Annotated in this window: 12 protein-coding genes; 10 read left to right on the forward strand and 2 right to left on the reverse strand. The window is 56.8% G+C overall.

The window, feature by feature from the left end; all coding sequences use genetic code 11:
• The first annotated feature begins 110 nt into the window (after nt 1–110).
• The 5 genes from AC1D1M_RS25875 (at nt 111) to AC1D1M_RS25895 (ending at nt 6,212) form a co-directional block, all read left to right on the forward strand.
• Nucleotides 111–1,247: an HlyD family secretion protein gene (locus AC1D1M_RS25875; RefSeq protein ID WP_477777833.1), complete on the forward strand. Its 1,137-nt coding sequence runs from the start codon at nt 111–113 to the stop codon at nt 1,245–1,247.
• On the forward strand, nt 1,247–2,743 hold the full coding sequence (locus tag AC1D1M_RS25880; protein ID WP_477777834.1) for a DHA2 family efflux MFS transporter permease subunit: 1,497 nt from the start codon (nt 1,247–1,249) through the stop codon (nt 2,741–2,743). Before AC1D1M_RS25875 ends, AC1D1M_RS25880 begins: the two co-directional genes overlap by 1 nt.
• Before the next feature lie 19 nt (nt 2,744–2,762).
• On the forward strand, nt 2,763–4,241 hold the full coding sequence (locus AC1D1M_RS25885) for an efflux transporter outer membrane subunit (protein ID WP_477777835.1): 1,479 nt from the start codon (nt 2,763–2,765) through the stop codon (nt 4,239–4,241).
• Nucleotides 4,242–4,264: 23 nt separating this feature from the next.
• Nucleotides 4,265–5,215 carry an aldo/keto reductase gene (locus AC1D1M_RS25890; protein ID WP_477777836.1) on the forward strand — a complete coding sequence of 317 codons (951 nt, stop codon included), beginning with the start codon at nt 4,265–4,267 and terminating at the stop codon, nt 5,213–5,215.
• A gap of 64 nt (nt 5,216–5,279) precedes the next feature.
• Complete coding sequence (locus tag AC1D1M_RS25895) at nt 5,280–6,212, forward strand: LysR family transcriptional regulator (protein WP_477777837.1); 933 nt, start codon at nt 5,280–5,282, stop codon at nt 6,210–6,212.
• 56 nt (nt 6,213–6,268) lie between these two features.
• Here AC1D1M_RS25895 and AC1D1M_RS25900 read toward each other — a convergent pair whose 3' ends face one another.
• A complete protein-coding gene (locus AC1D1M_RS25900; RefSeq protein WP_477777838.1) occupies nt 6,269–6,541 on the reverse strand; it encodes a DUF2790 domain-containing protein in 273 nt (90 codons plus the stop codon).
• Between the two features lie 223 nt (nt 6,542–6,764).
• Nucleotides 6,765–7,205: an Lrp/AsnC family transcriptional regulator gene (locus AC1D1M_RS25905; RefSeq protein ID WP_046042440.1), complete on the reverse strand. Its 441-nt coding sequence runs from the start codon at nt 7,203–7,205 to the stop codon at nt 6,765–6,767.
• Between the two features lie 139 nt (nt 7,206–7,344).
• Between AC1D1M_RS25905 and AC1D1M_RS25910 the strand changes: the two genes are divergently transcribed.
• From AC1D1M_RS25910 to AC1D1M_RS25930, 5 genes are all read left to right on the forward strand, one after another.
• On the forward strand, nt 7,345–10,392 hold the full coding sequence (locus tag AC1D1M_RS25910) for an aminotransferase class III-fold pyridoxal phosphate-dependent enzyme (RefSeq protein WP_477777839.1): 3,048 nt from the start codon (nt 7,345–7,347) through the stop codon (nt 10,390–10,392).
• A gap of 248 nt (nt 10,393–10,640) precedes the next feature.
• Complete coding sequence (locus AC1D1M_RS25915; protein ID WP_477777840.1) at nt 10,641–11,429, forward strand: ABC transporter substrate-binding protein; 789 nt, start codon at nt 10,641–10,643, stop codon at nt 11,427–11,429.
• A 63-nt stretch (nt 11,430–11,492) separates the two neighbouring features.
• Nucleotides 11,493–12,140 (forward strand): amino acid ABC transporter permease, encoded by a 648-nt coding sequence (locus AC1D1M_RS25920; protein WP_477777841.1) that lies wholly within the window; start codon nt 11,493–11,495, stop codon nt 12,138–12,140.
• Nucleotides 12,141–12,150: 10 nt separating this feature from the next.
• Entirely contained in the window at nt 12,151–12,810 is a 660-nt protein-coding gene (locus tag AC1D1M_RS25925; protein ID WP_477777842.1) for an amino acid ABC transporter permease, read from the forward strand.
• Nucleotides 12,807–13,574, forward strand: coding sequence for an amino acid ABC transporter ATP-binding protein (locus AC1D1M_RS25930; protein WP_477777843.1), 768 nt, complete (start codon nt 12,807–12,809; stop codon nt 13,572–13,574). The genes AC1D1M_RS25925 and AC1D1M_RS25930 overlap by 4 nt, the downstream gene beginning before the upstream one ends.
• Nucleotides 13,575–13,888: the final 314 nt, after the last annotated feature.

Below are 13,888 nucleotides of genomic sequence, written 5' to 3' on the forward strand. Positions count from 1 at the left end.
TCCTCCTGACCGCGCACGGGCTTGCTTGTTTCCAGCATTTATTGACCTCCGGGCCGCCGGCGCTTGTTGCCGATGCCGGCCCGATTACCCGGCTAAAGGTGAACTCGATCATGACTAAACAGTTCGATATCCCGGCTTCGCAGGCCTTCGAGCACCCTGGCCCAAACCCGGCTGACTCGCGTATCAACAAACCACTGAAACAGAGATTGCGCCCCTGGCTGATGGTGGGTGTTCCCATCCTCTTCGCGGCGCTGGGCTATGCCCACTATGTGTCGGGGCAGGCGTATGTTTCGACCGATAACGCTTACGCCCGGGTGGCGAAGGCGTCGATCAATGCGCGGATCTCCGGGCAAGTGGTGGACATTGCCGTCGAGGACAACCAGCAGGTCCACAAGGGCCAGGTGCTGTTCCGGATCGACCCGAAACCGTTCCAGATCGCCGTCGACCGTGCTCAAGCGCAGCTCAGCGTGGCGCGCCTGCGTATTGACGGGCTCAAGGCCAGCTATCGCCAGCAACAGGCGGAACTGCAATCGGCGAAAGAGTCGGCCGACTTCGACCAAAAGGATTTTGCCCGCAAGAAGGCCCTGGTCGCGACCGAGTTCGTTTCGAAGTCGATTTACGAACGGGCCGACACCGATGTGAAAGTGGCGCGGCAACGGATCGCGTCCATCGAGCAACAGATCGCCAGCACCGTGGTTGCGCTGAACGGCAATCCGAACATCGACGCCGATAGTCACCCGACGGTTCTTGAGGCCAGGGCGCAGCTCGACGAGGCGCAGTTGTACCTCTCGTACACCACGGTGTATGCGCCGCAGGATGGCATCGTGGCGAAGGTCGATGACTTGCAGGTGGGCAACCATGTGAACAACGGCGCGCCGGCCTTTGCCTTGCTGTCCGGTCACGAGGTCTGGATCGAGGCCAACTTTCGCGAGACCGACGTGACCCACATGCGCCCGGGCCAGGAAGCCACCATCCGCATCGATACCTACCCGGATCGCGTGTTCAAGGCCCACGTCACCAGCATGAGCCCGGGGGCCGGGTCGGATTTCGCCCTGCTGCCGCCGGAGAATGCGACCGGTAACTGGGTCAAGGTCACGCAGCGGGTGCCGGTACGGCTTGAACTCGACGAAGTGGACCCGGCGCTGCCGCTGTTCTCCGGGACCAGCGCCACGGTGCGGATCGATACCCGGTTTCAAAGCCCCTGGTGGCACCCGCTCAAGGCATTGCTGAGCGCAGGTAACTCCTGATGAATAGCCAATCGATGGTAAGCCCTGGTGGGGAGGGCGCGCGCTCGCTCAGGTTCGCCGCCTTGCTGGCGACCTATATGCAGTCGGCGAACCTGCCGCTGCCGAACTCGGCACTCAGGTTGATTCAGGGCAGCCTGTCGATGAGCGACGATCAGGCGGGCTGGATTTTCACTTCGTACCTGGCCGCGAGTGCGATCAGCATGCCGCTCGCGCAGTGGCTGGCCGGGCGCTTTGGCTTGAAGCTCGTGTATCAGGCGGCGCTGGCGTTGTTCGTCCTGGGCTTGTTACTTGGCACGGCAGCGACGACGCCACTGGAGTTCGTGGCGGCGCGCATTGTTCAAGGCATCGCCAGTGGTGTGCTGGCGCCACTGTCGATGGCGATCGCCATGGAAACCTTGCCGCTGGAAAAGCGTGCGAAGTTCGGCGCGAGCTGGACCGCCATTGTGCTGTTCGGCATCGTCAGCGGCCCGAGTATCGGTGGCTGGATCGCCGAGCATTTTGGCTGGCGGCCGATGTTCTACCTCAGCGTGCCACTGTCGGCGTTTATCTTCCTGGTGATGGCGCTGTTGTTGACCGAGAAGAAAGCCGAGAAACCTCCGGCGTTCGATTTCTTCGGTTTCGGCACCTTCACCCTCGGCATGATCAGCCTGCAAATGCTGCTCGACCGTGGTGAACGCCTGGACTGGTTCGCCGCGCCGGAAATCTGGATCGAAGCCGTGGCTTGTGCGCTGGGGCTCTACCTGTTCGTGGTGCATGTGCTGACCTCGAAGGTGCATTTCCTCAACAAGCGCCTGCTCAAGGACCGCAACTTCGTGTTGTCGACGGTGATCTTTTTCGCCCTCGGTTTCGTGCTGTTGTCGACCATGGCCCTGACCTCGCCGATGCTGGACGAGATTCTCGGTTACCCGCCGGACATCACCGGCGCCTTGACCATTCCCCGAGGTATGGGCCTGGTCGGTGCTTTTCTGTTGATGGAGCGGCTGCCCGAGCGCTTCGACCGCCGTCTCTTCGTGGCCGCGGGTATCGCCATCGTGGTTTATGCCAACTGGCTGATGCTCGGATATTCGCCGCTGATGGACGAGTGGCCCGTGGCGGTCGCCGGTGCGATCCAGGGCGCGGGCCTGGGCATCCTGATGCCGGCGGTGAGCAAAGTCGCGTTCAGTACGCTCGACCCTACGCTGCGCCCCGAAGGCACTGGTCTGTTCAACCTGGCCCGTGTCTACGGCAGCACGCTGGGGGTGGCGATCGTGCAACTGTTCTTCTTCAACAACACCCAGGCGATGCACATGGCGCTGGCCAGCGACCTGACGCCGTACCGCGCCGCTGCGCATTCGCTGGCTTCGGCGCCGTTGCAGGTGCTGGGCGGGCTCAACGAAATGATCACCGGCCAGGCCGCGTTCATCGCCGTGATCGACCAGTTCAAGATTTTGATGGTGGTGATGCTGGTGGTGAGCCCGCTGGTGTTGTTTCTTCGCAAGCCCGTTGCGGCCAATTAGTTTTCGTGGAGTTTGCCAAATGAAATCTTATGCGCTGGTCATCAACCGCTACCGGATGCAAACGAAGCTCGCGGCGTTGTCGCTGCTGGTATTGCTGACGGCCTGCACCGTTGGCCCCGACTACAAAGCACCGCAAGCGACTGCATCGCAGCACTATGACCCACAGGCCGAGCAGCGCCTTGCTGACGGTCACAACCCACGCATCGAGTTGGGCAAGAAGGTCAGTGGTGACTGGTGGACAGCCTTTCGCTCGCAGAAGCTCGACCACGTGGTTCGTCGAGCCATCGACGGCAACCTGGATCTGGTGGCCGCCGATGCCACGATCCGCCAGGCCGCGTCTTCTGTGGCGGCGGCGCAGGGTGCGCTGTATCCGCAGGTCGATTTCGCTGCCGTGGCCGGTCGTCAACGGCTGCACAACGCCAAGGAGCCCTCCATTTCAAATTTCTATGCGATTGGTCCACGGGTGGGGTTCGACCTTGATGTGTTCGGCGGCAATAAGCGGCTGGTTGAACAACAGCAGGCGTTTACCGACCTGCAAAGGCACCGCTACGAAGCGGCGTACCTGACCCTGACCGGCAATGTCGCCAGCCAGGCGTTGCTGGTGGCCTCCGCCAACGCGCAGATACAAGCGGTAGAAAAGCTGCTGGCCAATGACGCAAGGAACCTTGAGCTGGTGCGCATGGCCCACCTCAATGGCTCCACTACGCAGATCGATGTGTCGCTGGCCGAGACCCGTCTCGCCCAGGACCGCACCTTGTTGCCGCCCCTCGCTCAACAGCGCGATGCGGCACGCCACGCACTGTCGATTCTGACGGGGAAGGGGCCGGCGGACTGGATCGCTCCCGACTTTGACTTGAGCGAGTTTGCCCTGCCGTCGAACATGCCGGTGAGTCTGCCTTCGGAGATGGCCCATGACCGGCCGGATGTGCTGCAAGCCGAGGCGCAACTGCACATGGCCAGCGCAGCGGTGGGCGTGGCGACGGCGAATCTCTATCCCCATGTCACGCTGTCAGCGTCCCTGGCGCAGGCGGCTTCCGGCAATGGCGGCGCGGCACTCTGGGGTTTCGCTGCCGGGTTGGCTGGGCCGCTCTTCGATGGCGGCACGCTCAAGGCTGAACAACAAGCTGCCGTCGACGGCTACAAGGCGACACTCGCCGGTTACCAACAGACGGTCATTACCTCGTTCGGCCAGGTCGCCGACACCTTGCAGGCGATCAACCATGACGCTGAGGAACATCTGGCCCAGACCGACGCATTGCGCGCGGCCGAAACCAGTTTGCAGTTGAACCAGCAGGCCTTCGCGCAAGGCGAGAACAGCATTCTCCAGGTCCTGGAAGCGGAGCGTGCCTATGAGCAGGCGCTGCTGGGACAGATCCGTGTGAATACCGCGCAGTACCTCGACACCGTGCAGCTGTTTATCGCGTTGGGCGGCAATGCCGTCGGTGCCTTTGAGCAACGCGTCGCGTCGGGCGACGTGCAGAAACCTTCGTATCAATAATGGCTGCGGCCTGGAGTAATCACATGACTTATGAAGCCTTTCACGACGGACTGCGCGAGACCCGATTCACGCTCAATCATGGGGCGGTCGAGATGCCGGCGGCTGGGTTCGGTACGTTGTTCCGCGATCTCCGTACCACGACTGAAGCAGTGAAGGAGGCGCTGGCCGCCGGTTTCCGCCATTTCGATTGTGCCGAGCGTTATCGCAACGAAGCACAGGTGGGTGTTGCTCTGATGGAGGTGCTGGAAGCGGGCAAGATCCGCCGCGAGGATCTGTTCATCACCACCAAACTGTGGAACACCAACCATCGTCCCGAGCGCGTCGAGCCTGCGTTCGAAGCCAGTTGCCAACGCCTGCAAGTGGACTACATCGACTGCTACCTGATCCACACGCCGTTTGCCTTTCAACCCGGCGACAACCAGGACCCGCGTGACGAGCAGGGCAATGTCATCTACGACAACGGCGTGACGCTGATCGAGACGTGGCGGGCGCTTGAGCGGCTGGCGGATGAGGGGCGGGCGAGGGCCATCGGTGTGTCCGATATCACGCTACAGGCGCTGAAGACGTTGGTCGCCGCTGCCCGGATAAAACCCGCGGTGGTGCAGGTCGAGTCCCATCCCTATTTGCCGGAGTGGGAGTTGCTTGAATTCTGCAAAGAGCACGGGATTATCGTGCTGGCGTTTGCGCCACTGGGGCATGGCATGGAACCGAATGTGCTGCAGGACCCGGTGATTACTGGCATCGCCCGGCGCCTGCAGAAAACCCCGGCCCAGGTGGCACTGGCCTGGTCGGTACAACGCGGGGTGGCGTTCCTGACCACCTCGGCTACGCCGAGCCATATCCGGGAAAATATCGACATCTCGACCTTGCCGCTCAGGGCCATGATGGAGATTCAGCAAGACATCACAACCCGTATACGCTTCAACTCGGTGGTTGAGACCGGCGTCCCCGGATTCATTCCGCGCAAGCAGTAGTGCCTGACGTCAGGGCGGCCCGTCACGGGGCCGTCCTGTTTGCTGATCCCTTGAGGTTAAAACGATGGATGTGTTCCAGACTATGCGCTGTTTCACTGCGGTCGCCCAAAGCGGCAGCTTCACGGCCGCGGCCGCGATGTTGGACACCACCACGACCAACGTTTCAAAAGCCGTTTCCAGCCTGGAGGCCCGGTTGCAAACGCGGCTGATCAACCGCACCACTCGGCGCCTGGCACTGACCGAAGCCGGTGTGCGCTATTTGCAGCGCTGCGAGCGGATTCTGCAGGACATACGCGAGGCTGACGAGGAGGCGGGCACGGCCCAGGTCATGCCCGCAGGCCGGCTGAAAATCCATGCCATGTCGGCCATTGGCAACCATTACGTGATCGGTGCCATTGCCCGCTACCGAGAAACCTATCCTTCGGTTCTGTTTGATCTGACCGTGACCAATCGGCTGCCGGATTTGCTGGAGGAGGGCTATGACATGTCGATCGTGCTGGCGCGGGATCTGCCCGATTCCGGGTTTGTCGCCCAGCGGCTGGGTATCACCTACAGCATTCTCTGCGCCTCGCCGGCCTACCTGAGCAAACGCGGGACTCCCGAGTCGCCAAGTGATCTTGGCGGCCATGATTGCCTGCGAATCGTCAACACGGTCATGCCGGCCGAGAACTGGGTATTCGAAGGTCCGCAGGGGATAGAAACGTTCAGCACACCGGCGTCGCCCTTTCACGTCAACACGGCCGACGCCATGACCTTCGCGATCAAGAACGGGATGGGGATTGGCATTCAACCGATTGCTTCGGCCGTCGAAGGCCTGCGGGCGGGGACATTGGTGCGGGTATTGCCGGGGTATCGGCTTGAGGAGTTGAACCTGTTTGCCATCTACCCGTCACGCAAGTTCGTGGATGCAAAAATAAAAACCTGGGTGGAATTTCTAAAGCATTCCATTCCGGGTTTGCTGGCAGCTGATGAAAAAATTGTCGGTGCATCTGTGTAGCGTTGTGGCTGGCGCTGTACGCATGGAGTGTCGACCCTCCATCGTCCATACAGTGTTCAACCGTTCGAGCATCCGGTGCCCATTACTTGGTACTCAATGGTGCGGCGTTGACCCTGGGAATCTTCATAGGTCATGCGCGCCGGGACCGGTCCGCATTCATTGGCAACTTCCGATACTTCGATGACGCGCTTGATATCAAGCCTGGTGCCGTATGTGTAGGTTTCAAGCGGCGTTTGGCCGGTGGCGGCAGTCGAGTGGCTGTCGTTTGCAAAGGCCTGGGTGCCGCCGGTGGCAAGCGCTAACAAGAGTGCGACTTTCAGCAGTTTCATGATCTTCACCTCGTGGTTAAAGCGTTATCCCTTGAACGATTTTTCCCGCGTGAGTGGATTGCGCCTGTTTGGCTTTACTCACTTGGGTAGAGCCGATGTTAGGCGTTTGGCAGGGGCGCAAATATCGGTCGGCGGGATAAACACTGTTGCCGGATTGCTCATGAATCGAGGGGAGGGGGGCTTTGGTGGGGAGTCGGTCTCAGGTCTTCTCCCCCCAGCCAAATCAGGAACTCTGCCGATCAATATCGCGGCGCAGAACGACAGCGGTGGTGATGTCTTCAACGGATTCGTGACTGGCTACTGCATCTCTGACCCGGTTCAGGTCATCAATAGTTCGCGATTCGACCTCAATGACCAGATCGAGCTGGCCACTGACCGAGGAGACTCGTCGTACCTGCGAGTTTTGGGCAAGCAGGTCCAGCAAGCTGATTGCGGGTGTGCGTTTCAGGCATACAAGAAGGATTGCGCGAATCACGTTGGCATCGATTTCGCCGATATCAGCTCGATAGCCTCTGATCACACCATTGCGTTCAAGGTTGATGACTCGCTCGCTGGTAGCGCTTCTTGAAAGCCCGATTCTCGCTGCCAGGGCCTTCAGGGCAATTCGAGCCTCTTTAGAAAGAATTTCGAGTATTTCGCGATCTTTCGTGTCCAGGTCGCGCATCAGAACTCCCTAATTTTGCTACCGAAATTGTGCCGGTCGATTCCGGCAATATGCAGGCGGAAGCCGACCGTATACCTACTGCCGTCCTGGGCGTTGCGTGCCAAGCTATCTGAAAAAAATGGCTTGGAAAACAATTACCATGACAAATCTTTCCCATCCTGCCCCCCAGTTCTCGACCGGGGATGCCGAAAAACTGAGTGAGCAGCTTTTCAACGTTATTGGTACAGCCACGCCTCTGGATGGCGAGCGCGACCGCAACTACCGGTTGAATACCGGAACCGATGCGGGATGGATTCTGAAGGTCGTCAACTCGACCGAGCCGCGAGTTGAAAGCGAATTTCAGACGGCCATTCTCAGTCATCTCGCCAGTAACAGTCCCGAGCTTACCGTGCCTTTTCTCAAGAAAAGCCTTGCGGGTGAATATCTGGCCTCGGCAGTAGCGCACACCGGCGAAACCCATGCGGTCCGCCTGGTCAGCTGGTTGCACGGAACGCCGCTTGCCGAGGTCGAGCGTACGTTCGAATTGATGCACAGCCTTGGCCAATCGTTCGGTGAGATGGATCGTGCACTTCAAGGCTTCATGCATCCGGGCGCGGTACGTGATCTCGACTGGGATTTGCGTCACGCCGCACGTTCGCGATCACGCCTGCACTTCGTGAAAGACCCTGGCAGAAGGGCCATTCTGGAACGCTTCATTGAGCGTTTCGAAAAAACGGTTCAACCGAAGCTTTCGCGTCTGCGTGCACAGGTCATTCACAATGACGGCAATGACTGGAACATCCTCGTCGATTCCCAAAACCATCAGAAAGTCTCAGGCGTCATCGATTTTGGCGATGCGGTCCATACGATTCTGATTGCCGAAGTAGCCATTACCTGCGCCTATTCCATTCTCGACATGGAAGATCCAATCGGCGCGGCCGCCGCCCTCACTGCCGGTTTCCATGAGAAGTATCCTCTGCAGCCGGAAGAGCTTGACGTCCTCTTCAATCTCATCGCGATGCGCCTGGTCACAAGCGTCACCTTGTCGGCATCGCGATACGACCGAACGCAAGACAATCCCTACCTTGGCATCAGCGAAGCGCCGGCCTGGCGCCTTCTCGAGAGGATGGATCGCATGAACCCTCGACTGGCGACGGCGATCCTGCGCAAAGCCTGTGGTTTTGATGCGATCGAAGGCGCTGGCGCGGTTCGCCGCTGGGTTGCCGAAAACAGTAAGTCCTTCGCGGATATCGTGTGTCCATCTGCTGCAACCATGAACAAGGCTATTGCTCCGTTCGCAGATGCTTCGCATGTGATGACTATCGCTTCAGCCGAGCAGCGTCCAGCGGAGGCAACGAAGTGGTGGAATGATTTTTCTGCCGAGCACAAGGTGCCGCTCGGCATCGGTCCATGGGGCGAGGAAAGGACCATCTACACCGACACGGCGTTTGAATCGCGATTCATTGAAGGGCAGCGTCGGATCATTCACGTTGGTGTCGACTTGATCATGCCGGCTGGAACGCCTCTCTATACGCCTGTTGCCGGTGTGGTGCAGAGCGTCGAGGTCGAGCATGAGCCGCTTGGCTATGGTGGTTTGATCATGCTCGAGCACTCGCCTGAAGGTTGCCCGCCATTCCTGACGCTGTGGGGGCACATGGCTCATGAAGCTCTGGCTCGCCTGAAGCCCGGTGACCGCCTGGAGGCCGGCGCGCTTGTAGGATACATGGGGGCGGACAAGGAAAATGGTGGGTGGATTCCCCATGTGCATTTTCAAATGTCTACAGACACCGAGTTGAAAGCGAGCGAGTTCATCGGTGTCGGTGAACGGGCTTATCTTGAGGTATGGGCCGACCTTTTCCCCGATGCATCGGCTCTCGCCGGGATTCCTGCGGAAACTTACAGCCAGGACGGACGCACCAAGGCAGAGATTGTTGCGAAGCGTAAGGAGTTGTTGCTTCCAAACTTGTCGATTTCCTATTCAGATCCGATCAAGTTCGTTCGCGGTGATGGGGTCTGGTTGATCGATAACTTTGGTAGAGCGTATCTGGACTGCTTCAACAACGTGTGCCATCTCGGCCACTCCCATCCAGATGTGGTACAAGCTCTTTCGCGGCAGGCTTCACGCCTGAACACAAACACGCGTTACCTCCACGATAATATTGTGGAGTATGCAGAGCGGCTTACAGCTACGTTACCTGAAGGTTTGGCGGTCGCTTCCTTCGGGTGTTCAGGAAGTGAAGCAAACAGCCTCATGCTCCGTATGGCGCGCAATCACACGGGGCGTAACGATGCAATTGTGCTGGATTGGGCTTACCACGGCACTACGCAGGAGCTGATTGACCTCAGCCCTTACAAATACAAGCGTAAAGCCGGTAAAGGGCGTGCAGACCATGTGTTTGAGGCGGCCGTCCCGGATGCCTATCGTGGTGTGGATCACTGGCCGTTCGAAGAACTAGGCAAGCGTTACGCTGAAAGCGTGGCGGATCAGATCGAGATCATGCGCAAGCAGGGCAGATCCCCGGCGTTCTTTTTGGCGGAGTCCATTCCAAGTGTCGCCGGGCAACTGTTCTTCCCGGAAAACTACTTGAAAGAAGTCTATGCAATGGTTCGTGCAGAGGGCGGTCTTTGCCTGGCTGACGAAGTCCAGGTCGGCTTTGGTCGTGTAGGTAGCCACTGGTGGGCTTTTGAAGCCCAGGGTGTCGTTCCCGATGCAGTATCCATGGGCAAACCCATTGGCAATGGCCATCCCATGTCGGCGGTTGTGACCACGCGTGAGATTGCAGACAGCTTCAACAATGGCATGGAGTACTTCAATACCTTCGCCGGTAGTCCGGTTTCATGTGCTGTGGGGCTCTCCGTGCTCGATGTGATTGAGCGCGATAATTTGAAACTCAACGCACTTACCGTTGGCAACTATCTGCTCGACGGCTTCCGTAAGCTGCAGCAGCGATACAATGCAATAGGCGATGTGCGCGGGCTGGGTCTTTTTCTTGGAATAGAACTTGTCACGGATCGCAAAACGAAGGTTCCAGCCACGGAGCTGGCCAGGAAAGTAGCCGATGGTGCCAGGGAGCGAGGTGTTTTGATCGGTACTGAAGGCCCACATGACAATGTTCTGAAAATGCGCCCATCGATGATTTTCAGTCAAACAAACGCTGATTTTCTACTTGAGGTCCTGGACGAAAGTTTTAAGGCCGCACTCGAGTAAATCGTAGAAGTCGGGGCGTGCGACAAGAGGTTTGGCGGGAACTACCAGCTCAGTCTTGTCGCATGTGTCGGTGTTTCAGAACGAGCTTTTCAAGGCTACCCGACATAGTGTCGGCCAACTCCGGCAATGTGTCAGTCAGGCTGGCACCTTGCTTGGTGCTTTCCAAAATGGGCTATGCAAAGCTCTTCGTGAAGTCTGGGTGAATAGCCCAAGGAAAAGAAAAAATAATTCTTCGAAGGTGCCATCCAATGCTAACTAAAGAGCTCAAGGGTTTGATTGTCGCTTCCACTGTGGCGGCTGCGGCACTACTTTCCACCTCAGTTGTTCACGCTGATGATTTGAAGTCGATCCAGGATTCCAAAGAGATCCGTATCGCGATGAGCGGTCAGTACTCGCCCTTCAGCTTTGCAAACGAGCAGAACCAGATTGTCGGATTCGACGCTTCCATCAGCGAGGCACTGGCTGAGCGGATGGGGGTAAAAGTGAAGATCATTACGACGCCATTCGACGGGATAATTGCTGGCCTTCTCGCGAAGAAATATGACGCCATCATCGCTTCCATGACCATTACCCCGGAACGCCAGAAAGCAGTGGATTTTGTTGGGCCTTATTACCACGCTGGCCGAACGATCGTAGTGAAGGACAACTCTTCGATCAAAAGCCTGGATGATCTTAAAGATGTAACTGTTGGCGTAACGCTTGGGGATGCACACGATAAATGGGCCAGGGCTCGCGGCAACCTGAAGGTGAGAGCGTATAAAGGTCTTCCCGAAATGCTTGTCGATCTGGACGCCGGACGTATCGATGCGATTGTGATGGACAGTGTTCCAGTGTTGGTCGCCGTCAAGGAAACAGGGCAGAAGGTTCGCATCATTACTCCACCGGATAGCGATGGTGCTCTTGAGGGAATGGGTATTGCGCTGCGCAAAAATAACCCTGAACTCAAGGCGACGATGCAAAAAGCGCTTGAAGATATGCTCGCCGATGGCACCTACGAAAAGATCTCGATGAAGTGGATTGGCAACGATATTCGCTAATTCGTATTCAGCATGGCTCGACTGATCGTCGAGCCGGCCAATCGGACTTTTCTGAGCGTTCCCATGGATCTGACACTCATACAGCGCACATTCCCATTTTTCCTGGAGGCAGCCTGGATTACGGTTCAGATCTCTGTACTCGCACTTCTACTTGGTTTGCTGGTCGCTATCGTGCTGGTTGCTGCGCGGTTGTCCACTGTTCTCATATTTCGATACCTCGCAAGAGTCTACATAAGCGTTTTCCGCGGCACTCCCTGCCTGGTTCAGCTGTTCATCATCTACTTTGGTGGGCCGCAGATCGGGCTTGAGTTGGAGCCATTTGCTGCAGGCGTAATCGGCTTGGGCCTGAACATCGCCGCTTACATGGCGGAATCTATTCGTGGCGCAATCATCAACGTTGACCCCGGCCAGGAAGAAGCTGCACGTTCAATTGGCTTCGGGCGTGGTCAAACCTTATGGCTTATCACGCTGCCACAAGCTGCAAAATTGATGATAAGGCCGCTAGGCGTTAACGCTGTCGCACTTGTCAAAGGTTCTGCACTGGTGTCGACGATTTCGCTTGTTGAACTTTCATATACAGCGCAACGCTTTATCAGTTCAACGTTCAAACCTTTTGAGATGTTCATGATGTCTGCGCTGCTTTACATCGTGATGGTCTACTTTGTCAGGTTTATTGTTGACTATCTCGATAATCGATTCGCGGCAAGGTGAGAGCGTTAAAATGCAAAGCCTGGATCTTAGTATAGTTACACCTTATTCAGAGCTGCTTGCGACGGGTCTTTGGTGGACGGTTGTAATGTTTTTAAGTTCCAGCGTATTGAGCTTGATGGCAGGGGTAGCCTTTGCACTCATTGTTCTTTATGCGCCTAAGTTGTTGGCTCTACCCGTGCGCTTCATTACGTGGTTGCTCATGGGGACTCCACTCCTGCTTCAGTTGTACGTGATTTATTATGGTCTTGTGCAAGTAGGGATCGATATTCCTGCGCTGGTGGCAGGCATCATAGGTCTTAGCCTGCATTTCGCCGTCTATAACGCCGACGTCATTCGTGCCGGCGTGATGTCAGTAGACTCTGGTCAGATTGAGGGTGCCCGGTCTATTGGCTTCAGCCGTGGGCAGACCCAGCGTTACATCATCGTGCCGCAAGCGCTTCGCAGGACTATTGCACCGCTGGGAAATAATCTGATTGTCCTTTTAAAGGATACCTCTCTGGTTTCCATAATCGGTATTGCGGAGTTGGTGTACAGCGCGCAGCTTGCCGTGAGCGAGACCTATAGCCCGTTTGAGTTTTATCTGACTGTTGCGGTTATTTATTATGCAGCCAATCTTGTTCTCGAGGCCGGCCTGCATCTTCTCGAAAACAAGGTAGAGATGTCACGATGATCAGAAAGGAATTCATGGTTGAGGTGAAGGGCGCTCGTAAGGCTTACGGAGCACTTGAAGTACTCAAGGGAATCGATCTTTCCGTATCCCGCGGACAAATCGTCGCCATCATCGGCCCAAGTGGATCTGGCAAAAGCACGCTTCTGCGGTCGATCAACCATCTGGAAGTGCTTGACGATGGCGAGATCTGGCTAGAGGGTGAGCAAGTCAATCGACCATTGAAAGGTCGTGCGTTTGAAAAACACATAAACGCTGTGCGTCAGCAGATGGGCATGGTGTTCCAACACTTCAATCTATTTCCGCACTTGACCGTGTGTGAAAACATTGCTCTTGGCCCGATAAAACTTAAGGGGGTTACGAAAAAAGCAGCTCGTGAACTGGCAATGGAATATTTGTCAAAAGTTGGATTGGGCAACAAAATCGATGAGTATCCTTCTCGCCTGTCGGGCGGACAGAAGCAGCGCGTTGCCATAGCAAGAGCACTGGCGATGCAGCCAAAAGTCATGCTGTTCGATGAGGCTACATCGGCACTGGACCCTGAGCTTGTCGAAGAGGTCAACCTGGTCATGAAGCAACTCGCTGCGGAGCACATGACAATGTTGATCGTTACTCATGAAATGCGCTTTGCAGGCGAAGTTGCAGACCGGATTGTCTTTATGGACGGCGGGGTTGTAGTAGAGGAAGGGGCGCCGCAAGAGATCCTGCAAAACCCTGTCCACGAACGAACCCGGTCATTCTTGAAAAAGCACCTGCACGATAGATAAGTTACGCTTTCACTTCTCGAACATCCTTTCACGTATTCGAATCAACGCCGTTGATATGTATTGTGCTAGTGAGTTTTCCTACAGGTAATTGTTTTTGCGTGGCTGATGGCTGCTTCGTCTGGTGCAGCTGACGATTAAGCTACTCATTTAAAACGAAAGCTGCACGTCCCCCCCCATTGATTAGATGGATACTGTTACAGGGCTTTCAACTGATCTGTATTTGACATAACCGCCAATTTTTATCGGATTTTGGCAACTAGTCTCTAGTACTGACCAGCAGAAAAACCCAAAGCTGCCTGTCATGGAGGGCAGCT

This window comes from Pseudomonas sp. P1_F7 (assembly GCF_056405655.1).